This window comes from Paenibacillus sp. BJ-4, from assembly GCF_020404765.1.
GTDB lineage: Bacteria > Bacillota > Bacilli > Paenibacillales > Paenibacillaceae > Paenibacillus.
In genome coordinates, this window is sequence record NZ_JAIVEM010000088.1 from 79140 (window position 1) to 105722 (window position 26583).

Genomic DNA, 26583 nt, shown 5'->3' on the forward strand with positions numbered 1-26583 from the left:
CTAGCGCACACCCATTTTAAAGGTGTAAACGCCCCAGATAGTCGCCTAAATTGACAGGGGAGTTGGTCGTTCCCTCGACAATCCATTCGCCAGCTTGATATTGATCCGCATTGCCAATAATCGTACCGCTGTTTCGTCCAAGTGCCTGACCTTGATCAATAGCTGCGATATCGATGAGTGTGTTGTTGTAGTACAGTTTGAGCATAACCGGCTCCGCATGATGTTGTAGCTGCAGGGAGGTATAATACCAATCCCCTGATACGTACGAGCTCAAATCATTCGCAATAACAAACGTTTGTCCAGGCATGATCACATCTCCGTCATTGGCATTTATGATAATCGGATCAGGTTGATCAGATCGCTCAATCCGAATTCTATTTTTCTCCATCGGTCTGTTTGTAGGATTGTACAACTCAATCGCCTGATCCAGATAATCCGGTTCCCTCTGCCACACGACTTCGGATATAAACAAATCTTTTCTCTCCACGACCACTGGAATCGTAAAAGAAGCCGTTCCTCCATGACCGTCATTTGCCGTGAGCGTAAGAACCACCATGCCATTATTTAAGGGTTGAACGAAGAGAACCCCCCCGATTACCTGCACCGCTGCAACTGATAGATCGGAAGATACTACGTTATAGGTCAGCATATCTCCATCCGTATCCGAGAACATATGATCCAGCTGCAATATTTGCTGACCATCCCTCGGGTCCATAAACTGAGTTGCAGGTGCATCGGTCACCACTGGAGGATGATTCATCGGTTGAGGGGCATCGACTTGTAGCATATATGATGTGGAAGATACGCCTCCACGACCATCGTTTGCCGTAATTTCAATTGTCGTCAACCCCGCACTATGCAGCGCTACAAATGATTCTTCTCCATTTTCCACCACACTACCTACCTGGGGGTTGGAGGAAGTGATGGTATACGTCAATGTGTCACCATCCTCATCCATGAATAACGTGCCCGGATAGAGCATCAGCTTGTCTTGCAGCACATTGGCAATTATGAAAGGTATATGAGGCAAAGCGACAGGTATGTGATTCACAGGCTGCGGATCAGGCAAAGGCGGATTCACGATAGTAACAAACTGAAGTGATGCCGTGCCGCCTTTGCCGTCATGCGCTGTTATCGTCATTAGGCTAATGCCGGCTTGAAGTGGTGTAAGCATAAGCTGATCGCCTGTAACTTCTCCTGTAGCCACTTCTGGCGAAGCTGATTCCACCGTGTAGGTCAACGCATCGTCATCCTCATCGTTAAACAAATCAGACAGACTGAGCTGCTGGCCGCCTTCATTTAAAAGCAAAGAAACATCATTTAGGCTTCTGCTCGCGACAGGACTGTGATTAACGTCCACCTCGTAAGTAGAGCTGGTTACTGTATATGTGAAAAACACGCTCGCTTTGCCGCCTTTTCCATCCTCTGCCGTAACACACACCTGCGTGCTTCCCGCCGATTTGGGCTTTAGCGTAAGCTGTTTACTAGCTACTTCTGCTTCTGCTACGTATACATCCGTAGTGACCGCATGATACGACAGCTCGTCCTGATCCGCATCAAAAAACACATTTTTCAAATCCACCAATGTATCTCCGGAGCCCAAAATGGCAGACTGATCGGCAGGAACTATGGCTGAGACAGGTACATGATTAGGTGTTGGTGTTGGATTCGTTGTAGAACCGCCACCGCCGCCGGATGAACTCTTTTTAGTGCTTGTTGAAGATGAATCCGAGGAGGTATCCAATGTGGTATCACGTATAATTTGTGTCTCTGTTCCCCGATCCGCGAGGCGGGTCTGTACTGTCTGAATACCATTGGTGAGACGCACCTGTGTATCGGCAAAATTCAATTTAAGCTGCTGCCATACTCCACTGCCCTGAATCTGTACAGGCTCATGCGTATCTACAATCATTTCGTTTACGTCTGCATGAATCTCTACATTTTTGGCACCCTGCATCAACGTTACCTGAGTTAACGTATCGCCTTGAATATGCACATAATCTGCTGCAATAGCCAACTTGCCTTTAAAATCGGTCCCTTTGCCATACAAAGTCACCGGATGTTCGGCTGTGCCGTTTTGCACAATTTGGAGCGCCGACAGATCAGCTACGTTCCGGTTCGCCGCCTGATAGGTCAGGGTAGCCCCTTGAAGCGCCGCTACATTGTCCGCTCCGAACAGTTGCTTCAATTGCTTGCCGATCAAATATGGCTTTCCGTCCATGTAGGCAATATCTCCGTCAATCCGAGAAAGGATTCCTGTCCGTTCACCGGATTGGAACACATTCACCAAAAAGGCTGCGATATCCTGACGCTTTACCTGTACTTTAGAATCAAACCGATGATTGGACATATCCATCAACCCCAGCTTGAGAGCTGCTTCTACATTCTTTTTGGCCCATGCGCTCACCTGATCTGCATCGGAAATGTCCTGAGCATCACCGCCTTGAACCTGAGTTCCTCCAACGGCTCTTACCAGAATCGCTGCCAATTCCTCACGACTCACCGGAGCATCCGGACGGAAGGAGCCAGATTCATCCCCGTTCATTAATCCTGCCGCACGTACCGCCTCGATGTAAGAAGCCGCCCAGCTACCCTGCGTATCCTTAAACGTTACTGTTTTCTCTGTTATGTCGAGCTTAAGCGCATTAGCCAGCAAAGCTGCCATTTCTTTGCGCGTCAATGGTTGATCCGGGCGGAAAGAACCGTCTGGATAGCCGGTAATCAGTCCTTGCTTCACAGCCTCCTGTACCGCCTGCAGCGCCTGGGATGACATGCTGGATTGATCTGTAAAAGCTACTGTATTGGCTTGGGTTACTACCGTTGACGTTTCCCCTGCCACGTCCGCATGAGCAAGCTGTGGTCCCCAGACCATACTCGCCAGCAACGTCACCATCAGCACTTTGTGCCATTCTTTATTTGTTTGTTGATTCATCAGACTCTCCCCCGTAAACGGTTCATTCTTTTTATTAGTGAAAAGATCTTATCACCCGCCGCTGAACCGATTCTGAACAATGTTAAAATTTTATTTTTTGCAGTTTGGTCTTGCTGCAAATGAAAAAAAGAGCGCTCAGTCCATTGGACCAAACGCTCTAAAATCTTCTATAAACGTTATTGTGGAGCCATATCATGAAGCCGCAGGATTCCATTGGAAGGTAGCCGCTGACTTGGATGGAAGTGTAGATGTGAAAACTCTGCTTCCCTGCCGAACCTTAAAGGTCTTTTTGTTCGCTCCTGTATTGGCAGCAATCAGAACAAGCGTACCATCGGGATTGCGGTAAGCGACCGTTTCGATACTTCCGCTATAATGTGTAGAATCAATACGTATCGCACCCGGACGGACGAATTTACTGGCATGACCAATCGCATAGTATTCCACATTTTTCGTAACGGCTCCGCTTAACGGGTCGATGGTCACTACACCTCGACAGTTGGTGCAGCCACCATTGGTTGGGCCACCGGACGGGTCAAGTGCAATATTCCAGAAAAGCACGTTTTGTGCCCAGTTTCGGGGTGCACCAATGATAAGCTTGGACATATCCCAGCTCAAATTATCCCCAAACCCTGAACTCCACGCTCCTCCGCTACATTCTGTCATGTAAACGGGCTTATCTGGAAAAGCCTGATGCACATCTGTCATCGCTGCGGGCTCCCCTTTGTAGCAATGAAAAGCCGTACCGTGCGTATAACTTCGGGTCTGCTCATCGCCAAGTACAGTCTTGGCATAATTGCTCCCTGTATCCCAATTATGGTCAAAGGCAATAATTTGGGTGGACAAATGATTTTGACTTAAGGCAGGGCCCAGGTATTGCTTGATAAATTTCGCCTGCTCTGCTGCTCCCATACTCATGCTGGGATACTTGGACGTAGTAAATTCCGGTTCATTTTGAATGGAGATTGCCTGAATCGGAATCCCTTCGTTCGCGTAAGCCTGTATATAACGTACAAAATAGTCAGCATACGCCGAGTAGACACGTGGATCGGTATAATCCAAATACCAGCCATTATATACCTGCTCCCCGTATTTCATCCAGGGCGGGGCAGTCCATGGCGTCCCCATAATCCGCAGATCCTGATTTCTTCTCAGGATTTGCTGCAGCACATCGATCACATCCCGATCCTTGACAATGGAAAAGTGCTTCAACTCATAGTCCTTGCCTGTTGTCACATCGTCATAGGTATAGCTGCTAGGCTGCCCCTGTTCATCCACCGAATAATCCGATGCTCCAATGGTATGGCGAATGTAGCTCAGTTGAATGCCGCTGGCGCTAAACAAATCATTTAGCAATTGATCACGCTGATTCGCAGACATGCCATGGTTCATCAGGTAAGCAGACGAGCCGGACACTGCTGCGCCAAACCCTTCCATCTGTTGGTAACGAATATCCGGCTTCACCTCCACCGTCAGTGTATCCGAATTCACTGCTTTTTCTTTACTTTCCTTACTTTCCTTACTATTGTCATTTTTCCAATGAATCGGGGCTTGTTGCGTTAGCCGGTTCGCCGGGTCCGGTGTTGTTAGCCACATGCTGACATCATGCTCAGCTTCCTGCTTCGGAACATTCTGTATAGCCACACTGACCAGAACAGCACAGACCAAAATTGCAGCTGCAGCTACGAGCAGCCAGAGGTTAGAGCGTCGTTGCTTTTGGAGTTTCTCCATCTAATACCCTCCTCTCTCCGTACTCGGCTCGTTCTCATCCTTTCTTCAATTTCAGCTTTCACTCGGGTGTCCCTTTGCATACCCATTGGACGTTACAGGTTGCATACCTATTGGACATTGCATACCTATGGCAAAAAAGAGAGCCGGTGCTTGTGCCCGCGCTCTCTTGAATATAACCACTTTAAAACAAATGTAACGGGATTACTTCGCTGCCTTTCCTTTGGAAATTGCCGGAATCGCAACACTTCCTGTCAATCGTATATCCTGAGAGGAACTGCCCACATAAATCGGCACTTCACCGGATGGCATAACCCACGCTTTGGACTTTTCATCCCAGTAAGAGAAAGCCTTCGGGTCCAGCTCAATGCGAACCTTCTTCTCCTGACCCGGCTTCAGTTCAACCTTAGACCAACCTGCCAGTTGACGGGATGGTGTCTCTACGTTTGTCGGAAGCTTGCCGCTGTACACCTGTACAACTTCTGCTCCGGCAGCTTTCCCGGTGTTTTTCAATTTTAGCGAAACCTCGAAGGTGCTCGTACGATTGGATTTATTTCCGCTCGCGTGCTGTTTTACCTTCAGATCACTATATCCGAATGTCGTGTAGGATAAACCGTGTCCAAAGGAGAACGCCGGTTGGATACCCGATTTCTCATACCCACGGTAGCCTACAAAAATACCGTCTGAATAGTCACCTATTCCGTTCACACCCGGAAACTTCTCCGGTGAGGATACCGGTGTAGACTGCTCGTTAACCGGGAAGGTTACCGGCAGCTTGCCGGAAGGATTTACATCCCCAAACAAGACACGTGCTATGGCATTCCCTTGCTCTTGTCCTGCAAACCATGCTTGTACAATGGCAGGGACTTTGTCCTGCCAGGTATCCATTTGGACGGCTCTGCCACTCATTTGTACGACAATGGTTTTCGGGTTTGCGGCAGCAACCGCACGGATCAGACGATCCTGATTATTCGGCAGCTCCATATCGGAGCGCTCCACATAGCCCTCGCTCTCATACGTACGTGTGACAACGATCGCGACATCCGACTTTTTCGCCAGCTTGACAGCATTGTCAATCAGCTTGTCCGAAGTATCTGCCGGAGGCTCCCAGCCCAGACGAACCATACCGCCTGAATCACGGCCGTTTGTCGGATAATCGGCACGATATTCAATACGTATCTTGTGCTTTTCACCCGCTTTGAGCGAGATATTTTTCTTCGTCGTTTCCAGCTTGGTACCTTGATTATCCACGAATAGCTTGTCGTCGAGATACAGCTTGCTTGATCCCAGACTGGTTAAGGACAACGCATAGTCACCGTCCTTGGGAGCTGCAATTGCACCTGTCCAGCGCGCAGATATCAAGCCGTTCAGTGTCGTTGGCGTATTCGGAATTTTAGGGGACTTCGCATTAAAGCCCTGATAATTATAAAATCCAAGATTCATGTTGACTTGGCCATCATTACGTACAAGAATCGGATTGCCTTCCATCTTGTTATTCTTCCAGTATTCGCCTCGCAGCCCCTGTTCACCATCTCCATAAGTGGCATATCCAACACTGATATTCTCTTTCTCATCGGATGTAGTTAACAATGAAGACGGAACAGCCGATGGTCCTGGCATAATGTCTCCCGCAGAAATCGGGTCTGTACCCGGCGCGTATTGGACGGTAACTCCTTTGCCGACACGATTACGGATGCCCTCCAACGGACTCACGGTATATGTCGGATTCACCAACGAGCTGCCTCCGCCTGCTACAGTGCCGTTATCTGCATCAGGACCAATCACAGCAATGGACTTGAGTTTATCTTTAGACAACGGTAATGCATTGTTTTTATTCTGAAGCAGCACCATACTTTCCTCTGCCAATTGGCGGGCTGTCTTGCCGTGTTCACGAGCATCAATCTGCTTATTTTGAACCGGGTGATCAAACAACCCTTTGCTGAACATTTGTACCAGAATGCGCTCAGCCTTATCATCAATCGTTTTTTCACTTACCTTGCCATTTTTGACAGCAGCCAGCAGCTGATCTCCCCATTTACCAAAAGGTGTCCCCGGTGTTTCCAGATCCAAGCCGCTATTTGCCGATTCGACTGTGCTCAGGTTCGCACCGTAATCACTCATCACGAAGCCTTTGAATTGCATCTCCTTTTTCAAGAGGTCCGTCAAAAGCGTTTTGTTCTCACAAGCAGACTCGCCGTTAACCTTGTTAAAGGAGCACATAGCCCCTCCCAAATCAGCTTTGGCGATGGCCTCCTGAAACGGGCGTATGTAAATTTCATGCAACGCACGGTCACTGACTTTTACGTTCGTCGTGAAGCGCTCCGTTTCCTGATTATTCATAAGGTAATGCTTCGCAGTCGCCAAAACAGGGTGGCTTTGTATGCCTTTGACATAAGCGGTCGCCATTTGTGATTGCAGCAACGGGTCCTCACCCATAGATTCAAAGTTTCGCGATCCCCATGGAATACGGGCAATATCCATCCCTGGTCCAAGGGCAACATTGTGAGTTGTATGATAAGCCTCGTCTCCGATCAGATCACCGTACTGTTTGGCAGCTTGGGTATCCCACGTTGCAGCCAACGCAATGGGAGCAGGCAGCGCGGTCGATTGCTTGTCCTGTACATCCGGATTGGCGATACGCACACCCGCAGGACCGTCTGCCATCGTTAACGCCGGGATGCCCAGACGCTCAATCGGATCATTGTAAAATCCATAATAATTGTTGACCTTGCCAGTCACCAAATCTATTTTCTCTTCCAATGTCATTTCCTGTAACAGTAGCGCCGTCCGTTTCTCTGCCGAGAGGGATGTGTTCATCCAGGGCCGATCTGTCCGGCTGCCTGCCGCTCCTGCAATATTCATTGGTCCGATCACAACAGCCGCAATAACTGTCATCATCACCATACGGAACAGCCATGTTGATTTCACTTTCACGTTTGTAAGTCCTCCTTGATGTTTGGTCATGAAGTGAATGCGCCTATTCACTTTCACAGGCTTGCAAAGGCTCTCGATCCTGCGAGCTCCGACAAGAATCAAGAGCCACGGGATAAGCAAGCAAGTCAGCAAAAACCGAAATGGCTCAAGTGACACGTACACCACCCTACCGTACATTTTAGAAAATTTCATTGAAAGTTTCTGGAAATGAAGCACTAGGACCCTCATTCGTTTTCACAAAAAGAGAACGCTAACAATTCGTTTAACTAATGATAAAATTACACTTTTGTAACTTTTAAATGACGTTTTATTAACTATTTTCAATCATAAAAAATGATTCATATGTCCCACATGATGAGATCTTTCCATGCCGGTTCATCGCGTGCGACCAAAGTCGCTATTTCAAAATTGGAATATATGATGTATGAGAATACAACGATAAAAACAAAAAAATTCCAGAGAACCGGAAAGGTCCCTGGAATTGATGTGATTATTCAAACGGATACCGAAGTCCCCACTGTGCGCGAATCTGATCCATCAGCTTCATAATCCCTAGTGATTCATCCAAAGAAATAATAGAGCTTTCGAGCAATCCTTCGTTCAGGCAGCGCCCCACTTCTTCTGCTTCAAAGGCGTATCCTGTAGAAGCACGGTCATCCTGAAAGTGGTGCGCCTCTTCACCATCCACAACTAAAGTTGCCGATGTGCTGTTCAGGAAGGACGGAATGTGAATATAGCCCTTTGTTCCATGAATATAGGCTTCATTCGTCAGTCCGAGACGAACTGCTCCGTTAAGCATAGCCGTGCGTCCTTTGCCGTAATCCAGCAGAATAGAAAATGTCTCATCAACGCCCGTCTCCCCGATATGGGCGGTACTCCATACATGCTCAGGTTCAGGACCGAAGATCATCGAAGCAAAAGAAACCGGATAAATTCCCGTATCTAATAAAGCACCTCCGCCCAGCGCAGGGTTTAAAAGCCGCCCCTCCGGGTTCCATTCTACACGGAAACCAAATTCCGCCTTAACCAGCTTTACCTCGCCAATGCGTCCCGCATCTATCCACTCTCGCACTTGGCGAATCGGAGGCAAAAAGCGTGTCCACATGGCTTCCATCAAAAATAGCTTACGCTCACGCGCGAAGCTGATCAGCTCCTCCAGCTCTTTGCTATTCACGGTGAAGGGCTTCTCACACAAGACGGCTTTGCCCGCCCGAAGGGCTGTCAGAACATTTTCTGTATGAAAAGGATGAGGAGTGCCTACGTAAATAGCGTCAATCTCGGAATCCTGCACTAATTCCTCATAGCTTCCGTAAGCCCGTGCCATTTGATGCTTGGCTGCAAATTCGGTAGCGCTTTCAATAGTGCGTGATCCAACAGCATACCCTTCTCCATTCGTAACATGTGCCAAATCCGCAACAAACTGATCTGAGATCCATCCCGTGCCGACAATTCCCCATTTAATCTTTTGGCTCATACTTGTATCCCTCCCAGCTTTGTAGTTAACGTTGACTTACACGATCTTTTTCATTCTAGCAAACACCTGTCCTAAACAAAAGGAATTCCTGCTCGACGACGGTTTATGTTGTGGCTCGCAGCAGCAGAACGGCGCGGCGAACCACTAAGTCAGATTTTGAGCCGGAATGTCCTTCAGAATTATCTTAGTTTAGGCCAATTATTGAATGATATATTTATAAAACTTTTTATCCACTTTCATAATGGGAAAGCCAACCGGCAATTCATCAAGAGCTATACTAACAAAGCCATTCTTCTCATAAAAACGATGAGCTGCTACGAATTGTGGCGTTGTTCCAAGGTAGATTTCTTCAATAGCCCTTTCCCTGGCCCAATCTATGGCATGATGCAATAATTGATGCGACACATTAAACGCTTGACCTCTATAGCTCTTTTTGACAAACATCTTTCTGAGTGCTGTCTTATGGTCCCCAATATCTAACAAAGCTACAGTCCCCACTACGGTTCCTTCACTTAGAGCTACCCAGAAGTTGCCGTTACCTCTCTGATAAAAGCTTTCAATTTCAAGCAGATCTGGCTGATCTTCCTTGGTTATGGCGATATCATATTCATTTTGTTGAATATGCAAGATTAAATCGACAACCTGTGATTGATACTCGCTTGAATACTCTTTTATAAAGATGCTATTGACCATCACTGCATTCTCCTATTATCGTTCATTGTTGTGCCTTAATATTACATAACTCAACTTCGCAGCTAGACTTGTGAACACCCACTTGATGTAGCTGGGAAAGCTCAGTCTCCTTCATAGAGTTGATCCAGTATCAAGGATTATCCAGGTGCGAAAGTTGAGTTAGTACGTCCTACGCTTGAAGCTGCGTAAGAATTTGCGGGTCCTTGATCTTCTGATCCTCAGCCAGCAGCACAATTTTGGATAAAATTTCGGCTGTTCTTGGGTCCTCATCCAGAAACGGCAGGAAGATGCGACCACGGTGCTGTGAATGCACCGGAATGATATGCAGCGCTCCCTTCGCTTGCTTGTAGACACCACCGCTTCCCAAATGCACCGCATATTCCCCAAGCGTGCCATCTATACGTGCATAATTTCCATCCAACCGTACATTGCTGATTTTCAGCAAACGCAATGATTCCTGTACAATAACGCTGCGCATTTCAATGGTTGTAAGACTGGCTTCCGGATCAACGCCGCCCACATGAGCAACACTAACAACCAGATCCACGTCCCGCATGACTTCGGAGAACAGGACAGGAGGAACTTCATCTAACGGAACACTTTTATACGTTGTCCGATCAAAGAACTGCACCGTTTCCAGCGTAGGTGCCTCGGTGTCCGCTGGTGAGAACCAATCCGCCATGGCGTACAGGTTAGCGATCAGATTTTCGGCATAATACACCTTTTGGAGTCCGTCCTCATAGCTGACCGTCCACTGGCGACCCTTCAGCAGGGATACCGTTTTATTCGGCTGTACCTGATGTCCTGCATATCGGCGGGAAACCGTTGCGCTTGCACGTTCGTCCTCATTCGGCAAGTACAGCTCACGGAACACCTGCTTAAACGGCTGACGAATCTGACGGTCAAATAAGTCCTTCTGGAAGTCGCCCCAACGGCCGCTTTCGTACAAATGAAGCGGATGGGCGATAATCAGCTTCTCCTCTTCTCCCACAGTATGCTGTTCAGCAGAAGGAGCAGTCAACACCAACGTATCCTCGTTGAAATATCCAAGATGATCCCCGGCCTTGAATACCAACGTACGTACCAATGGAGCAAGCACAGGATTACCCAATAATCCCTTCAGCTCCTTCACCAAGAAAGCCGTACCGGATTCCATAGAGCGTTCCAGCTCTTTGCGGGCTCTTCGGTACTGATCTACCAAATCCCCTTTAAGTTCCTTTAAGGCAGCAACATACTCATCCTTCTTAAAACGTGCCGGAATAGACTTCAGCGTCTTCCCTTTGCTGACAACCTCAATGTCTGCTGCCCCTTCTTCATCAATGACAAGTTGTATCGTTGTGCCCTCTTCCAAGGCATATGGCTCAAAATAAGACCGGAGATCCTCCAGCTTACGTGCTTCCATATCCCATACGAGCCGGGTTACGTCATCATAACCTGCATTGCGGGCCAAATTTCCGAGCGCAATCCGCGAGACCACAGCTTCACTAGCCTTACGCTGTGCTCCAAATTTTTTGCTTTGCTCCAGAAACCGCTGAATAAAGTCATAGCGGTCCCGTACATCCGGTTCAGAAGGCCCTGCAAGTGGAATCAGACTGTAGGTGAGCAAATGATCCTTATTCCGTTTGTCTTCCACGGATTGTTTTATTTCATCCAGCTTCAGCTTGCCCAGCGTCGCATCTGCAAACAACTGCGATCGGCGATGATTGGCTCCAGCCGAAATATACTTTGCACAATCGTACAGCAGGTCAAATCGCTCTTCGCCCAACGTCTCATAGGCTTCATGGAACCAGTGAATATCGAAGGCGCCGTCATTAAAATCCTGCGGAGCAATCGGCGAATAATGAGCTACAATCGTCTCCTTTTCAGCCGAAAAGCCTTCATTAATATGTGCATGGAAGTACCATGCCGCACTGCGAAGCCCTTCCCATCCTAGATAATTCGCTACAATCTCAATCCACTGCGGAGCATACATCGCTGCCTCCAGCAGACGTTTATCCGTAATTTTAGCGTTTTTCAGCTTTTCCTTGAGCAGCATGGCATCTTCGCCTTCACTCGGATAACACACCTTCAGCAAGTGGCTGAACGATTCCTTTTTGGTAATACGATCACCGTAGCCGTACACATAACCTCGTACGAACGTCTCCTTATCAAGACCTTCCAGAATACGGATGAAATATTCCATGCCTTCAATCCGCTTCAGACCCATAACCTTTGGCGTAGCCTCGGTAGGCAAATCACCTCGAGCCAATTCAACCTCCAGCAGCCGATCAATAGCCGTACGCCGTATTTCTATAAATTCTGGCGAGCTGGTAATCCAAGTATTACGTGCGTTTGTTAAGGAACCCATATGACTGCGGCTATTACTGCCAGCCAGCAGTTCCCGATATACTTCCCCTACACCAATCAATCCGTCTCCATATGCCTTGAAATAATCCTCCAGATCCAGCGGCGAATAATAACGATTTTCTGATCCTGGCAGTTTTGAATAGTTCACAAAGGTATGGAAAAATCGCTTAAAGGACTTACCATCATGAATCCGCCCCTTCTCCAGTGCCACCCACGGGCTGGCTAATAGATGAAGCATGCCCATGTCCTCAGCAGGTCTGTCCTTGGGCATGGCCTGCATCAATGCATTTAAGGCAAGGTCAATTACGTCAAATGTTTCCTCACCGGATGTATCCGGGAAATAAGCATTGATCAGTGTGCTTACTTGACTGGAATAGGTCAGCTCCGCCATCCACTTCTGAACCTCGTTAATCCGGTCCAAAGGATACATTTGCTCGGCGAAGTCTTTACGCCACCCTTCCAGCAGCTTGTGCTTGCTTCGTTCTAAATAGTCCATATTGGAGAAATAACGGTAGTAGCGATCCAGTGTTTGATCCATTGGCTCCAATCGGTCATAAAACACAAGCTCCAGTAGTTCACGCGCTCCAATGCCGCTCTCCTGCAAATAACGGTTCCATTCCTCATAAAGAGGATATAAAGACAGCCTGGAATCTACTTCTTCATCGACCTGAACCAACCGTAGAGGACGAAGGTTTGTCCCAATGAGCAGCGTCTCTTTGTAGCCCGAATAGTATTCCGCAGTATATTCTACATCACGATGACGATGGACAAGCTCATCCAGTCCACTCAAGAATTGCTTGAGCTTCTCCAATGAACAAACAAAAATATCGGCCAATCGGAAATCGCCCAAATCAGCTTTCTCCTCCAGCCAAGCCTCCCCGGCATTCGGATCGTACAGACCAAAGCCATTTGCTCCTGTATAAGCCTCCTCCTGCCCCAGCTTGGATAGCAGCTGCTCCTCTTTGGCTGTCGGTTGCTGGATGATATCCGCCAAAGCCCGCAGGCGTTCATATTGTTCTGCACGCTCAGGGTCTGCATATATTTTCGTCAATATTTCCAGTCCACCCAATCGTTGCAGCTCCGCCTTGGCTTTGAGCAGCCGTTCGAGCGAGCCAGCCAAAGGTTCCTGCGGCTGTGAGAGCAGCACACCAATGACACTTTGCCGTAGAGAGCCCGTCTTAAGCTTTAATAAAGCCTCCATCTGCTGCATTTCTGCTTCCGACAGGATCAGCTTACGCGCCTTGGCAACAGCGAACTCACGAATGCTCATGCTTTTGTCGGACAAGCAGGAAAAAATAAAATCACGTTGCACCTTATCATCAGGTTTTTCTACAAAATGATTCAGCAGCTCGCCGCGCAGGTTAGAGCTAATCTGATCCTTCAAGGCTATGATTTCCCCAATCCAGTCTGCATCCATATCATACCCAGCGAGATACAGCATTTTTTGAATTGGAGCATCCGAGCGATGATAAACGTTTACAAAATCCAGTACCTTGGAGTGATCGGTGGACTCCCCCTTTTTCATATGTACAAACAGGGCATGCAGTCGCTCAAAATCCTTGTGCCGCTCCTCTTTGCTATCCAGCAAAGGAGTATGCGCTACTTTAACGATCCGATCCGCGACTGTCCCGCCTTCTACCCATTCATAAAAATAATGACTTGTATAGTTCTTCAGTATCCAATATTGAAGCTCCGGGTCCGTCTGGTCCAAATATTCTCTGGCAACTCCGAGACGTACATCCTTGTTCTCACTATTAGACAGCACATAAAGTGCTACGATTTTCTGATAAGGGGCTCCCTGCTCCATGAGTTGCCGCACTTGCCCATACAAGTCACGTTCCTCATGCACTGCCGTAGCCCACAGACTCATGTAGACTTCATTGGCATTTGGACTGGTCAACCACTCTTGGCGCCGCTCACTATGGGTCAATGCTTCATAAGCCTGCTCGATCAGTTGGCGAACCACCCGCTGATTGGCAGATTCCAGTCCCATACCTGTCCATACCGCGAGCGCCCGCACCACTGAGCTGTAACGAATGAAGTCTTGGTCTATAATCAACTTCAACAGATATACAAGAGCCCCCGGAGTTCCTTCATCCATTTGCTCCACAATGCTTTGGCGCAATCCTTCTTGAAGCTTGGCTGCTGTCAGCAGCTCGCCAATCATGTGATAATGCTCCTCCTGATGGCTCAAGAGCAGTCCTTTAATCATGCCGCGCGTAAGGAATGCCGCCTGATTATCGCCATAAATAATACCTTTTAACGCCACAAGCACCTGTGAATTACCGCTATCCAGCTCATAGGCTATCCAATCACTAATCGCCTCCTGAATCCGGTAATCCCTGCCTTGTTCATAATCCTTTTTCGTTAAATAATCCATAATGGAGAAACCGATCCAGTCCATTCGGATCAACTGCACCATTCTTTTATAAATCCGCGAAGTATGAGCCGTAATATCCGAGGTGCGAAACGGTTTACGCTCATACCCTGTACTGTACGGATATTCCGTCACGTGCTCCGTTATATGTGCAAACACATTGCCTGCTGTTCGTCCAATCAGCTGACGCAACACCTCTGCCAGTGGCTTGAATAGCGGTTCTCCGCTTTCTGCAGCCTGTGCTTTCAATATTCGCTGGCATTCGTTAAAAGGCTCCTCGTCCTCGTGTATGTAAGGAAGCTGTCCCAGTTCTATAACATACTGCGCCAACTCCTGTTGTTGTCCATCCAGTTGCGCCGCGCGCTCCTTCAGTATGGTGAAATATTCCTGCTCATTTTTCTCCTGATGCATATTTCATTTCCCCCTCTACCATAGGCCTCCGGCCAGCATTGTAAAACGTATAAATACAATCTCGTCTCCATCCTCCAGCAACAAAGGAGCATCTGGTTCAGTAGCTTCCTCGTCACGTACAAAAACTCTGTATAAACCATCTTCAAAAGCCTGCATCGCTGTGTCTACAGCATTCTGAATATCAGGTATTGCATCATTATAAATGGAACCGAATCCGACCTTGCCTGTCTCTCCTTGCATTTGAATTTCCTCCCCTGTGAGGAAAGGAATCAGTGCGACGCTATCCTGCTTTTCCCGCAGTCTTCGGACATTCAGGGCAACCGTTGCCGCAATCAGCTCTCGTAAGTTTTGCGGCACAGGACTCAGCTCCATTTCTTGCCGTGCGAGTGCTGGCTTGCGTCTCCCCAAACTTTTTACAGTTACAACCAGCTTCATAACGTTCCCCTTCCTTCTTACTTCCACTTTTGATCCGTTGTCAGCTGAATTTTTTGACCGCTACAAAAAAATGTTAACAAAACCAAAAACGAATGTTTGTTCGTATATTTATTTTAATATGCTCACAAGCATTCCTCCATCGCCCTTAATGACCAAAATTTATAGCAGTGTCGTACGCTGAAAGCTTAAAAACTAAGACTTTATACCCTGTTTTCGCCAAAAAATATCCATATAAAGGGTAGAAAAGAAAAAGACCTGCACAAGGAATTTCATCTGCTCACACAGACTTCATTACCTTATACAGGTCACATTTTCACTATAAAGCGTTTTTTCAAAGCACTTGTTTTTTAAAATGCTGGAACGACGCTGTCCTTGTAATGATCCTCAAAAAATTTGCGAACCTCCGGTCCGGTCATACGTTTCGCCAGCTTTTGAATCGCGTCGGAATTCGCATTATCCTTGCGCGCTACCAGATTAATGGCAAAGTGGGCATCATCCTTTTCCGTAATCAGCGCGTCCTTCTTCGGCGTCAGACCCAGCGGCTTGGCATAGGCAGGATACATGGCAGCCATGTCCACATCATCCAGTGACCGCGCCAGCATCAACAGATCCACTTCTTTAAACACAAACTTTTTCTTGTTCTCAATAATATCAGCCTGTGTAGCATTATAGCCTACACCTTCTTTAAGCTTGATCAGGCCGTTTTGCTCCATCATGACTAAAGAGCGCCCGGTATTAGCCGGATCATTGGCAATAGCAATGGTCGCACCTTCAGGCAGGTCTTTAATGTTCTTGTATTTTTTGGAGTACGCGCCATAGATGGCGTTGTAAATCGGTTTTACCGCTACCAGATCGGCCTTGTTGCTTTCATTATATTGTTGCATAAAAGGGGCGTGCTGGAAGAAGTTCGCATCCACTTCGTGACTTGCCAAAGCGTTGTTCGGCTGGATATTGTCCGACAGCACGACGATTTCCAGATTGACTCCGTCCTGTTTAAGCAGCGGTTTTACGATATCCAGCACATCGGTCATCGGTGGGATCAGTGTCGCTACTTTCAAGGTCACTTCTTTTTGGGAAGTCGCTTCTTTAGATTGTGTTTCTTGCGCTGCCTGCTTTTGACCACCGCATCCAGCAACCAATAGCATAACGACAGCTAATAGTGTAAGTAATTTCAGATTCGTTTTCATGTTGTTTTTGCGACTCATTCGATGTGGAACCTCCAAGTAAATTGTGATTGGGAAGATAAGAAGTGAGTTACAGAGGAGCCGCAGCCGCTTCGCGTGCAGATTGTTCTTCTGATCGCTGTTACCCCCGGATTTTTTTCATTTTAAGAAACCATTACAAGGTAAAAATCCGGGGGTAAAGGCGAACGCTACCGCTTCTCCAGAACAATTCTGCCCGCTCCGCTTTTGAGGTACTGTAAAGTCATTTTTACTTCCCATAGTGGGTGGTGCAAGTGTAGTGAAAAGTTACATTTCCGCACTATCGTTTATCGATTCGGCGGGATATTGTGCTTCCGGTGAACTGGATCGTTTGTACGAAAATGATCATGACAACGATGGTGAACGCCATCAAGCCTGTTTCGAACCGCTGGTAGCCGTAGCGGATGGCAAAATCGCCTACCCCGCCGCCGCCCACAATGCCCATCACTGTGGAGTAGGAGATGAAGCTGATGGTCGACGTGGTCAAACCCAGTACAAGCCCGGAACGGGCTTCCACGTACAGAAATTTGAAAATTAGCTGGAGAGTAGACGCTCCCATAGAAGTAGCGGCTTCAATCACGCCCTTGGGTACATCCAGCAATGATTGCTCCACCAGCCTTGAATAATAGGCGATGGCTACCACTGACAAGGGAACCGTAGCAGCCATCGTACCCAGCGCCGTCCCTACGACCAGACGTGTAAATGGAATCATAAATACGACAAGCAGTAAAAAGGGAAACGAGCGGATGATATTGACCAGACTGTTCAGTATGGTGAACAGCAGTCGATTTTCGTATTTTTGCCCTTTGCCGCACAAATATAAAATCGTTCCTGCCGGAAGGCCCAATAGTACAGCAGCTGCGATGGAAATCCCCACCATGATAAACGTCTCTCCGATGGCCTTCCATATCTCAGACTGATACTGTGCAATAATGCTCAACATGTCATTCAACAGCCTCACCTGCTTTCACTGTTGAATCGACCGCAGAATCAGCCACCAGCTGCGTTGAAAGCAAATGTCCGTCCCGCATCTCTGATACACGGGTACAAATGCTATGTACCACGTCCATATCGTGCGTTACGATCACAATGGTAACCCCCAGCTCACGGTTGATCTCCCGCAGCACGCCAAGGATATCCGCAGTCGTCTGCGGATCAAGGGCCGAGGTCGGCTCATCACAAAGCAGCACCGCAGGTCGATTCGCCAGTGCTCTGGCAATCGCCACACGTTGCTTTTGGCCTCCGCTCAGTTGTGCTGGATACTGCTCTGCCTTGTCAGCTAGACCTACGAATTGCAGGCATTCACGCACTCGTTCCGCTCTCTCTTTTTTCTGGATGCCCGCCAGCTCCAGCGGCATGGCCACATTTCCACTAACCGTGCGATTGTGAACGAGATGATAATGCTGAAAAATCATTCCGATAGATCGCCGCGCTTCACGGAGACGTTTTTCCGGCATGCGAGTCAGCTCTGCCCCATTCACAACCACGGTTCCCTCATCCGGCCGTTCCAATACATTCATGAGCCGGAGCAACGTTGACTTACCGGCACCGCTGGCACCTATAATACCGTGAATTTCCCCTTCCTTCACTTGAAGGGACACGGATTGAACCGCATCAAATTGGCCGCTTGAGGTGGTATAATGCTTGCTTACCTGATGCAGCGTAATCATGAAACCGGCCTCCTGATGTTCCTTTTCTCAGGGAAAATGTAATAAGCCCGCCAGCCAGTTCAGGTCTGTACGAGCCGTCAATTCCCATTGCATTAATATAACACAGAGCAGAAAGCGGGCATAGCCTTTTGGCAGCAAATTAGCGCACATCCCACACTTCTACGTAAGGAAAGCGGATACCAAGCTCCCAAGCCAGCGCAAGCATCACCACAAAATAACAGATAAACACAATATCTACAGCCGAATAGCGGATCACATAATAATACGTGCGCCTGGTTTCATTAACAAAGCCCTTGGCCTCCATGGCAACAGCGATTCGCTGTGCTCGCCGGATGCTCTGAGCGAGCAGCGGAATCGCATATCTGCGAAGCGTGGCATACATATTCCATTTGGACACATGCTGCTGCGAGCCTCGAATGCGATGGGCATGTCTCAATGTCTGGAATTCTTCCAGCATAATCGGCATCATTCGCATGGCCGCCAAAAAGCTGTACGCATACTTCGGAGGAAGCCTCCATTGCTGCATCAGCGAGTAAAAAAGGTTCACCGGGCGAGTTGTCATACCAAATAACAGCCCTGCTGCTGCCATACTCAGTGCACGAAAGCCCAGATGCACGCCCCGATAAAAGCTTTCCTGCGTAATATGGATCAGGCCCCATGTCCACCAGGTCGTCACCCCTTTACCGAACAGCATCATACCTGTAGAGGTCGAAATAAACACCAATATAAAAGGAGAGCCATACAGCAGCAGTCGCTTCCACGGGTGACCCGACCAGACGAGCAACAGCAACATAGCACACGCTACATTAACCATGACATTTGGATTATGAATGACAATAACGACTACGAATAACAAGAAAAACATCACGAGCTTTAGCCCCGGATTAACACGATGCAGCCAGGTTTCATGATGGGGAAAAGACAGGTTCATGTCGCAGCTCTCCCTTCTGCACCCGCCATGTACCTGTGCAGTACCGTCGAACGATTTCCGGGTCATGAGTGACCATCACTATGGCTGTACCTGCCACTCTAAGTTCCTCCAGCATGTCCAGGATAACAAAGGTATTACGCGCATCCTGCCCAAAGGTCGGTTCATCCAGCAACAGCACGGCTGGCTCACGGATCATAGCCGTGGCAATGCTCAGACGCCTCTTTTGTCCAAGCGAAAGCTGATACGGATGGCGTTCGTCCAGCCGTTCCAGTCCGAACTGTACGAGCATTCGATCCACTCGCTCACTGCGCTGTTCGGCTGTAAACAAGCTTTGGGGTAACGAATACTCCAGCTCCTTCCGTACAGTGTGCGCTACGAATTGCAGCTCGGGATTTTGAAACACGAACGCTATACGCTCTGCCAGCTCCTCCGTACCGCCAGCCTCTACGCCGTCCACACGATAACGTCCCCGGGTGTGAAGCAAGCGCATCATGGAAAGCAGCAGCGAGCTTTTACCCGCTCCGTTTTCACCGACCACGCCAATCCAGTCGCCCGGATTCACCTGTGCCTGCTCTACATCAATGACTGGACTTGATCCGCGCAGGCCACAGAAATCTTCCAGCTCCAGTAGAGCAGATTCAGCCGCCGAGATGGACGGTCTGTCGACACTTCCCGCCTCCTTCTGCTGTGTTACTTGCTCTCTCCAACGTGGCGAGGACGCTTCATCCCATACCCCCGGATGCCATACGCCGTACTCAGACAATGCCTGCCGATGTACATGAAATACTTCTTCCGCGTCCCCGTCCGCAATGATCTCCCCTTCAGCGGAAAGCACTACAATCCGATCCACAGCGTGGATGATTTCATTCATTTTATGCTCTACGATCACCAGCGTCTGGTTTTCCGAAATGTGGCGAATCGTTTCCCACACCTGTGCGGTGCCTTCTTCGTCCAGCAAGGCCGTAGGTTCATCCAGAAAAAGCACCTCCGGCTCCATCGCCAGCACAGACGCAATGGCCAGACGCTGCTTCATCCCCTGTGACATACTGCCAATGGGCATGTGTACATCATCCATCGAAAGTCCGACCTGCATCAGCAGTCTGCGAATACGGGACGGCATTTGCTCCCGCGGAACCTGATTATTTTCCAGCACAAAAGCCAGTTCCTCGTCTGCATATGACATGCAAAACTGCGTATCTGGATCTTGAAATACGATACCGGAACGAGCCGGGATTACGGTAGCATCGCATTTCATAGGTACTTCAATCGTACGCGGAATCAGGCCGCTCAGCACCTGGAGCAGCGTTGATTTGCCGCATCCGCTTGGTCCAAGCAGCAACAGCTTTTCCCCTTTACGAACGGATAAAGACATATTATGAAAAAGCAGTTCCTGTTCACCGGGAAATTTCAATCGAAGACGGGTGACCGACGCCACCACATCCTCGGCTGCCCGACACATTAATCCAGCCCCTTGTAATCCTGCTGCGTTGCAGGTCTCAAGGTTCGTGTGACCCCGGTTACTTCCAGCGCCTTGGCCAGATAAAATGCGAATACCCCGGCAATCACAATGCTTCCTATCATGCGGAATCCAATATACAAAATGTAATTCCAGGTCGAAAGCTGATCAATATACCCGTAGCTGAAGTCCAAAATCAGAGAGACAACAGCCGCTCCAACAGCAGCCAATGATGTGACCCACAGGTTGGCGTTCCTGTATAGAAAAATCGCGAAGATCAGCTCCGCTCCCAAGCCTTGCAGCAGACCATAGTACAAGGTGGACATTCCCCATTCGCTTCCCAGAAAAGCACTGACCGTGGCCGCGGCTACCTCTGCCAAAATCGCAACCCCCGGCTTGCGAATGATGAGATAAGCGAACGTGCCTGCCATAAACCACATGCCATACATCAGCTGCTCGGCGTGCAGACCGAATGGCTTCATCAAATCATAGGCAGGCCCCCATATTTTATAGACCAGCCCGAACACAACAGATATCACAATCGTGACCAAAATATCTGTCAGCTTTAACCCTTTGGACGCTCTTACATTAGTATTCATGGATGATATACTCCCCTTTTCCCTTAAAATAGGTCTCTTGGCCATAAAAAAAGCCTGTCCGGAGCTGAATCTCCAGGCAAGCTTTATGCGCAGTCATAAGGTGATCACCATACACAACATCTCTTGTCGATATGTCTCATATAACTGTAGCCTGAGCTACTGCACTGCAACCAAGTCTAAGTCAGGGGCAGAACAAAATGCTCCTTGCTCGTCTGCAGCATTTTACAGATCCGCAGCTACTTAGTTGTTATATGATATGAATCGAATCCAACGACAAACCGCAATACACGCGGTTATTCTTGTTATTTGTATAGTGCTCTAAGTTTCTCTACGCTGGCATTACCCAGATCAGATTTCACGGTCGGTGGCAGGGGCCACCCTCTCAGCCTGACTTTCTCAAGCTCCCGACAATGCTTTTTAATTCACTATAATGTACACCACATCTATCGCTTTGACAATCCTATAATCCGAAAAAGCGTTTGGCCGTTTCCGTCGTCGCAATTTCGATCTCCATCATGCTCCGGCCTGTGCATTCAGCTATTGTAGCGGCAATGTGAGCAAGATACATCGGCTCATTACGCCCTTCTTTCGGCTTCACAGGCAGATTACGCGGGGTCAGAAATGGAGCATCCGTTTCAATCATCAAACGGTCCAGTGGAATATCCCTGACCAGCTCACGCAGATGCTTGCCACGCCGTTCGTCACAGATCCAGCCTGTAATACCGATATACAGATCCATTTCTACATACGTATGCAATTCCTGTGCAGTTCCGGTAAAGCAATGCACCACTGCCTGATCCACAAGCCCTTGATGCTCCCGCAGCATGGCGACAAAGTCCTCATGCGCATCCCGTTCGTGCAGAAATAACGGCAAATTCAGCTCGCCCGCCAGTTGGATTTGCTCCCCAAACCATCGGCGCTGCACATCACGCGGTGAAAAATCACGGTTATAGTCCAATCCACATTCACCTATGGATACGACCTGTGGCTGATCTGCCAGCTGGCGGAGCTGCTGAATCGTATCTGCGTTGCAGTTTTTGGCGTCATGGGGATGCACACCAGCCGTGGCGTACAGCTTGCCCGGGTAACGCGCCGCATACTGAGCAGCATCTCGGCTGCTGCGGACACTTGTCCCGGTAATAATCAGCGGCGTAATCCCTTCGGCTGCCGCCCTCTCTACCACCTGTTCCCGATCCGTATGAAATGAACGATGCATCAGATTCACACCAATATCAATCAATGGTGTACCTATACCCATCTCAAGCCCTCCTTTATAAACTACAATCTTGGTTCGCCGCTGCTTCAGACGCTTTACATTCTCAGGTACAAGATACTCTGTGTCCCTTTTTCCGTGCGATCATATAGATTATAAGGATTCTTGGCGAGCAGATGAGAAATCACCCCTGCATCTGTTCCTGTTGCCTTTAACGTGATATGCATACACTTCTTCTCCTCCCCGGCTTTATGCTTCCCATACTTCCTTCACCGCAGCGCGGAACAAATCATCTAGCTGCTGATCACGTCCACCCTCCATATACTGGAGCAAAGGTGCCGTCTGTTCAAAATAAGCAATTTGCTGCTGTATAAAATCGTTTACCATCGAAAGCTGTGGCTCAATATCGAGCTCCTCGCCTGCTTTTTTACGCACCAGCAAATGTTCAATGACCTGATAAAGCTCTGTATCTGACGGAACTAATTCCTCCAGCAGCATTTCGAATTCCATTGGAGGCATGCTGCTATACCGTTCAATCCAGCCGCAGGCCAGCAGCGGGCGCAGTACATAAAAGTACTTTTTGATCTTCACCTGTTCTCCCTGCAAATAATCCCGGTAGTTCCCCCGCGCCATATTCAGATAGTGATACATGCAGGACTTGGAAGAGAAGGTTAGCGGCGATATAGCGCGAATCTGATCGGCCACTGAATATTGCTCCAGATAGGGAATCGGGGATTGCAGCCATTCCAGCAAGGGCGGATTGGACTTGCGAAACAAATTAAGCGCCTTTTTCAAATCCCAGCCGTTAATATCCAGCATATCACTGAGCGGCCGCTCAATCACATCGCGCTTGTCAAAAATAGACAAATACCACTCCATCGGCCTTACATAGATAAAACGCACATCATAGTCACTGTCCTGTGAAGGAAATCCCCATGCCCGGCTGCCTGACTCACAGGCATATATAATACGCACCTGCTCCTCCTGTTCCAAGGTACGCAGCTCACGCAAAACCGCTTCGCGCATGTCCGGCTTGATTAAATCATGCTCCTGCTTCATATCAGTCATGCTATTCCCTCCCCAATCATTTACAGTATTTCTTGCAGCTGTTCCCGGATGGATTCTTGCGTTTCCTCTGCCGACAAGCGACGAAGGCGATCTGTCGTTTCCTTTCCCCACATTTCAGAAGGCCACCCCTTGAGTACATGAAGCGCTGCATGCCGATTGGAGATCACTGGACTCCAAAGTCCGGTAGCAACTAGCTGTTGGCCTACCTCTTCGTAAGAAGACAATATTGGCAACAGCATACCCAGACATTGATGCGCTTCATACTCTGATCCAAAGCCCGGCAAGTCAGCAGGGCCGGAAGCAATCTCTCCCAAAGGCAAGTGTTTTTCTGCAAAAGCCACCAGCTTACGAATCCGCTGCTCGTCCTCCGTCTTCATGAGTTCAAAGTACACGAAGGTCTGCCATGGCTGTGTGCAGTTCGCCTTTATGAGCGCATTCATAAGCAAGATACTCATACATAGCATCGTTGCGGAATCCTTCCCGTAATAGCCAATCACGTATTTCCGGACGCGTCGGCTCCAGCCGTTCCACCACGTGAATACGTCCCCAGCCCTGTACCTACCGAGCCAACGTATACAGCTGTTCATTGGCTTGTTCCGAAGTATTAAACGATCATCGATCAGTCTGCCCTGAACGTCCAGTCCCTGTATAATCGTTTCATAGATCGAAAGCTTGCCTATCCATGGATGTAACACCTTGTTTTTGATTCGTCCAAACATGTTACATCACCTTTCTGTTATGTATTGCTTCTTGCTCATCGTGACGACCTTATACCCCTATGATCCTTGATTTTGGAAGTCGTGAACATGGTGAAAGTATTACAAGGATGAATAAATTTCCTTTTTCCTGCATCTCATCCCTGTTAAAATAAAGGGATACTTGTTTTCGCAGAACGGCAACAGAAATGGAGAATTCACCATGGCGAAAGAGAGCTTTGATAAAGAAATTCAATTTCTGCGCATGTTGACATTGACAAGCGGTGCTTACAATCGGCAGCAATTTGCAGACAGACTAGGCATTTCGGTACATACCTTCGATAAGACGATCCGGCGGCTCAAGGAAATTGTCCAATCCGTCCAGCAGCAGCTGCCGGCAGAGCAGGGACATGATTTTAATGAGATGCTTCGCTTTACTTATTATGAATCCGCTGATCCATTACTGTTATTCCTGTTTCGAGCCAAATCGCTCAAGGAATCGGAAAGCGTCCGTTTGGCTTTACTGCTGACAGCGCTGCAGTCACAGCCCCTGACTACCATGGAGCTACTGGATGCCTGCTGTGACGGACTACCTCCAGACAGTACGCTGCCGGATGAGAAAACAATCCGTTCGGACCTGAAATATCTGGTCGAAGTCGGCGTAGTTCGCAAGGAACCCGGTGGCAGACCTTACCGCTATGCTGTCCGCAATGATCTGCTCACAGGGCTGACGGATGAGGAATTACTCGACTTATATGATTTTGTAGACATTATGGCCAACACTCAGCTTCCCTCTGTGCAGGGATACCTGTTGCGCGATCAATTGAAAAAAGCGATGCGCCGTCAAAGCGGAGATCGAGATATGGCGGAACCTTTTTTATACAAGTACCACTATTACTCACGCATTCTGGACGAGGCCCATATCCATCCACTTTTACATGCCATTCGGCAACACCGCTGTGTGACTTTTTTATATTTTTCGACGTCCAAACGAAGTATGTACGGGTCACAGAATACCAATCCGCTGTTTGAAAAAGAGACGGAGGGACGTGAGCATAACATTCTGCCCTTGCAGGTCATCTATGATCATCAATACGGACGCTGGTATGTGCTGGGGCACGTGGGCGGCAAAGGAATCATGAAGTTCCGCTTGGAGGGCATGACTCAATTGGTGGAGGGAAAGCCTGTGCCAGAGCAGCATTTTGCCGACCTGCTGGCGGTGTTGGAAGAAAAAATGCGGTATAGCTGGCTTGTGGATACTGGACGCGCTGTGAAGGTTCGGGTGCGTTTTTTTAATCCTGAGGGCGCAAAGCGTAACTTTATTCGGGAACGTGTGCTGTTACAGGGACAATGGGGCACTATTACGGAGGAAGAAAGCGAATCCTTCATCTATGAAATTACAGTAAATGGTATTACCGAGATTAAACCGTGGATTCGCAGCTTCGGGTCAAGCTGTGAGGTATTGGAGCCAGAGCGGCTTCGTAAGGAATTCAGGCAGGAATGGAAGGAGCTGCAAGCCTATTATGAGCCTGTTTGAGAAAATATTTAACTATCAGATCGTCTCACGACTGGATGAATCGGGCGCTTTTGCCACCACTTCACAGGAAAGGGCCTGGCTCCAATCCATGCTGGCAGACGCGGCGGCGGCAGAGGCTTTTACCCCTTCATCGCTGGATAAGCTTCGGCTGATGCTGGCAGACGATGAGCTGCTGGAGGTCGATGGGAGCTTGAAGGAAAAGGCAGGCAGCTCGGCTTCCTCCGTCTACCATCCGCTCCTGCGCGTATTGCGTCCCCTCCTGCGGTCCCGTTCAGGCATCAGTATGAGCTACCGACTGCATAACGGGCGTATGCATGAGCGAATGCCCGGTTTCCCATATAAGCTGGAGTTTTCCATGGTCAAGAAGGAATGGAGCCTGCTATGGTATAATCGCCGACACCGGGCGCTGATGTCCACCAAGCTGTCCAACATCATAACCGTCACCACAGAGGAGCTTTCCCCTCAAGAAGCGGAGAAATTCATCCAGCGTATACTTGGTATTCTGGAGTCACGCAAGGAACAGGGCATCATTGAGATTATTCCTATATACAACGCGGAAATGTCCCGTATTTTATATGCTTTTTCCTGTTTTGAAAAAGAGGTTGAATATGTTCAGAAAATAGATACCTATCGTATTACGCTCACTTTTCAGGCTGATGAATGTGAATACGTGCTATCCAAAATCCGTTTCCTCGGTAAACGTGTCAAGGTCGTTCAAGGCGACCGACTGATTTCCCGTATGAAAGAAACAATCACCAAGGCCCTCGCACGATACGAAGAGGAATAGCTCTATTGAGAAAATATAGGATGTATCCACACGTAAAAAGGCCCTTCCTCGTCCGTGTATTAGACAAAGAAAGGGCCTTTTCCTCAAATGCATACACA

The 26583-nt window shown here is 48.4% G+C and carries 19 protein-coding genes and 1 riboswitch; of the genes, 2 read left to right on the forward strand and 17 right to left on the reverse strand.

What is annotated here, in order from left to right:
• Positions 1–16 precede the first annotated feature (16 nt).
• The 17 genes from LCF57_RS15160 to LCF57_RS15235 all read right to left on the reverse strand — a co-directional run bounded on the left by LCF57_RS15160 (position 17) and on the right by LCF57_RS15235 (position 24185).
• Entirely contained in the window at positions 17–2932 is a 2916-nt protein-coding gene (locus LCF57_RS15160; protein ID WP_226001439.1) for an S-layer homology domain-containing protein, read from the reverse strand.
• 192 nt (positions 2933–3124) lie between these two features.
• Complete coding sequence (locus LCF57_RS15165) at positions 3125–4660, reverse strand: glycoside hydrolase family 30 protein (RefSeq protein WP_226001440.1); 1536 nt, start codon at positions 4658–4660, stop codon at positions 3125–3127.
• Positions 4661–4861: 201 nt separating this feature from the next.
• Complete coding sequence (locus tag LCF57_RS15170) at positions 4862–7591, reverse strand: glycoside hydrolase family 3 C-terminal domain-containing protein (RefSeq protein ID WP_226001441.1); 2730 nt, start codon at positions 7589–7591, stop codon at positions 4862–4864.
• 490 nt (positions 7592–8081) lie between these two features.
• Complete coding sequence (locus tag LCF57_RS15175; protein WP_226001442.1) at positions 8082–9065, reverse strand: Gfo/Idh/MocA family protein; 984 nt, start codon at positions 9063–9065, stop codon at positions 8082–8084.
• A gap of 198 nt (positions 9066–9263) precedes the next feature.
• Positions 9264–9758: a GNAT family N-acetyltransferase gene (locus tag LCF57_RS15180; protein WP_226001443.1), complete on the reverse strand. Its 495-nt coding sequence runs from the start codon at positions 9756–9758 to the stop codon at positions 9264–9266.
• Between the two features lie 169 nt (positions 9759–9927).
• Complete coding sequence (locus LCF57_RS15185) at positions 9928–14892, reverse strand: DUF4132 domain-containing protein (protein ID WP_226001444.1); 4965 nt, start codon at positions 14890–14892, stop codon at positions 9928–9930.
• A gap of 15 nt (positions 14893–14907) precedes the next feature.
• Positions 14908–15327: a hypothetical protein gene (locus tag LCF57_RS15190; protein ID WP_226001445.1), complete on the reverse strand. Its 420-nt coding sequence runs from the start codon at positions 15325–15327 to the stop codon at positions 14908–14910.
• A 347-nt stretch (positions 15328–15674) separates the two neighbouring features.
• The gene (locus tag LCF57_RS15195; RefSeq protein ID WP_226001446.1) at positions 15675–16532 is read right to left on the reverse strand and encodes a MetQ/NlpA family ABC transporter substrate-binding protein; all 858 of its coding nucleotides are present in this window, start codon (positions 16530–16532) and stop codon (positions 15675–15677) included.
• A 277-nt stretch (positions 16533–16809) separates the two neighbouring features.
• Positions 16810–17481, reverse strand: coding sequence for a methionine ABC transporter permease (locus tag LCF57_RS15200; RefSeq protein ID WP_226001447.1), 672 nt, complete (start codon positions 17479–17481; stop codon positions 16810–16812).
• The gene (locus LCF57_RS15205; RefSeq protein WP_226001448.1) at positions 17474–18199 is read right to left on the reverse strand and encodes a methionine ABC transporter ATP-binding protein; all 726 of its coding nucleotides are present in this window, start codon (positions 18197–18199) and stop codon (positions 17474–17476) included. The genes LCF57_RS15200 and LCF57_RS15205 overlap by 8 nt, the downstream gene beginning before the upstream one ends.
• 139 nt (positions 18200–18338) lie before the next feature.
• Complete coding sequence (locus LCF57_RS15210) at positions 18339–19130, reverse strand: energy-coupling factor transporter transmembrane component T family protein (protein ID WP_226001449.1); 792 nt, start codon at positions 19128–19130, stop codon at positions 18339–18341.
• Complete coding sequence (locus LCF57_RS15215) at positions 19105–20589, reverse strand: ABC transporter ATP-binding protein (RefSeq protein WP_226001450.1); 1485 nt, start codon at positions 20587–20589, stop codon at positions 19105–19107. The genes LCF57_RS15210 and LCF57_RS15215 overlap by 26 nt, the downstream gene beginning before the upstream one ends.
• A complete protein-coding gene (locus LCF57_RS15220) occupies positions 20589–21185 on the reverse strand; it encodes an ECF transporter S component (protein ID WP_226001451.1) in 597 nt (198 codons plus the stop codon). Before LCF57_RS15220 ends, LCF57_RS15215 begins: the two co-directional genes overlap by 1 nt.
• 308 nt (positions 21186–21493) lie before the next feature.
• Positions 21494–21603, reverse strand: a riboswitch (TPP riboswitch).
• Positions 21604–21645: 42 nt separating this feature from the next.
• On the reverse strand, positions 21646–22443 hold the full coding sequence (locus LCF57_RS15225; protein WP_226001452.1) for a TatD family hydrolase: 798 nt from the start codon (positions 22441–22443) through the stop codon (positions 21646–21648).
• A 53-nt stretch (positions 22444–22496) separates the two neighbouring features.
• On the reverse strand, positions 22497–22625 hold the full coding sequence (locus LCF57_RS27600) for a hypothetical protein (protein ID WP_264083637.1): 129 nt from the start codon (positions 22623–22625) through the stop codon (positions 22497–22499).
• Between the two features lie 22 nt (positions 22626–22647).
• A complete protein-coding gene (locus LCF57_RS15230; RefSeq protein WP_226001453.1) occupies positions 22648–23466 on the reverse strand; it encodes a nucleotidyltransferase domain-containing protein in 819 nt (272 codons plus the stop codon).
• A gap of 20 nt (positions 23467–23486) precedes the next feature.
• Positions 23487–24185: a hypothetical protein gene (locus LCF57_RS15235; protein ID WP_226001454.1), complete on the reverse strand. Its 699-nt coding sequence runs from the start codon at positions 24183–24185 to the stop codon at positions 23487–23489.
• A gap of 199 nt (positions 24186–24384) precedes the next feature.
• On the opposite strand from LCF57_RS15235, the gene LCF57_RS15240 reads away from it, so the two are divergent.
• Together LCF57_RS15240 and LCF57_RS15245 are read left to right on the forward strand one after the other, a co-directional pair.
• Positions 24385–25698 carry a helix-turn-helix transcriptional regulator gene (locus tag LCF57_RS15240; RefSeq protein ID WP_226001455.1) on the forward strand — a complete coding sequence of 438 codons (1314 nt, stop codon included), beginning with the start codon at positions 24385–24387 and terminating at the stop codon, positions 25696–25698.
• The gene (locus LCF57_RS15245; RefSeq protein ID WP_226001456.1) at positions 25685–26485 is read left to right on the forward strand and encodes a WYL domain-containing protein; all 801 of its coding nucleotides are present in this window, start codon (positions 25685–25687) and stop codon (positions 26483–26485) included. The genes LCF57_RS15240 and LCF57_RS15245 overlap by 14 nt, the downstream gene beginning before the upstream one ends.
• Positions 26486–26583 lie beyond the last annotated feature (98 nt).

Bases quoted from the DNA above. Each gene is read 5' to 3' on its own strand.
- LCF57_RS15225 (WP_226001452.1), bottom strand. From the start codon at position 22,443: ATGGGTATAGGTACACCATTGATTGATATTGGTGTGAATCTGATGCAT.
- LCF57_RS15195 (WP_226001446.1), bottom strand. From the start codon at position 16,532: ATGAGTCGCAAAAACAACATGAAAACGAATCTGAAATTACTTACACTA.
- LCF57_RS15175 (WP_226001442.1), bottom strand. From the start codon at position 9,065: ATGAGCCAAAAGATTAAATGGGGAATTGTCGGCACGGGATGGATCTCA.
- LCF57_RS15210 (WP_226001449.1), bottom strand. From the start codon at position 19,130: ATGAACCTGTCTTTTCCCCATCATGAAACCTGGCTGCATCGTGTTAAT.
- LCF57_RS15160 (WP_226001439.1), bottom strand. From the start codon at position 2,932: ATGAATCAACAAACAAATAAAGAATGGCACAAAGTGCTGATGGTGACG.
- LCF57_RS15190 (WP_226001445.1), bottom strand. From the start codon at position 15,327: ATGAAGCTGGTTGTAACTGTAAAAAGTTTGGGGAGACGCAAGCCAGCA.
- LCF57_RS15230 (WP_226001453.1), bottom strand. From the start codon at position 23,466: ATGACTGATATGAAGCAGGAGCATGATTTAATCAAGCCGGACATGCGC.
- LCF57_RS15205 (WP_226001448.1), bottom strand. From the start codon at position 18,199: ATGATTACGCTGCATCAGGTAAGCAAGCATTATACCACCTCAAGCGGC.
- LCF57_RS15245 (WP_226001456.1), top strand. From the start codon at position 25,685: ATGAGCCTGTTTGAGAAAATATTTAACTATCAGATCGTCTCACGACTG.
- LCF57_RS27600 (WP_264083637.1), bottom strand. From the start codon at position 22,625: ATGCATATCACGTTAAAGGCAACAGGAACAGATGCAGGGGTGATTTCT.
- LCF57_RS15165 (WP_226001440.1), bottom strand. From the start codon at position 4,660: ATGGAGAAACTCCAAAAGCAACGACGCTCTAACCTCTGGCTGCTCGTA.
- LCF57_RS15185 (WP_226001444.1), bottom strand. From the start codon at position 14,892: ATGCATCAGGAGAAAAATGAGCAGGAATATTTCACCATACTGAAGGAG.
- LCF57_RS15180 (WP_226001443.1), bottom strand. From the start codon at position 9,758: ATGGTCAATAGCATCTTTATAAAAGAGTATTCAAGCGAGTATCAATCA.
- LCF57_RS15240 (WP_226001455.1), top strand. From the start codon at position 24,385: ATGGCGAAAGAGAGCTTTGATAAAGAAATTCAATTTCTGCGCATGTTG.
- LCF57_RS15215 (WP_226001450.1), bottom strand. From the start codon at position 20,589: ATGTGTCGGGCAGCCGAGGATGTGGTGGCGTCGGTCACCCGTCTTCGA.
- LCF57_RS15235 (WP_226001454.1), bottom strand. From the start codon at position 24,185: ATGTTTGGACGAATCAAAAACAAGGTGTTACATCCATGGATAGGCAAG.
- LCF57_RS15220 (WP_226001451.1), bottom strand. From the start codon at position 21,185: ATGAATACTAATGTAAGAGCGTCCAAAGGGTTAAAGCTGACAGATATT.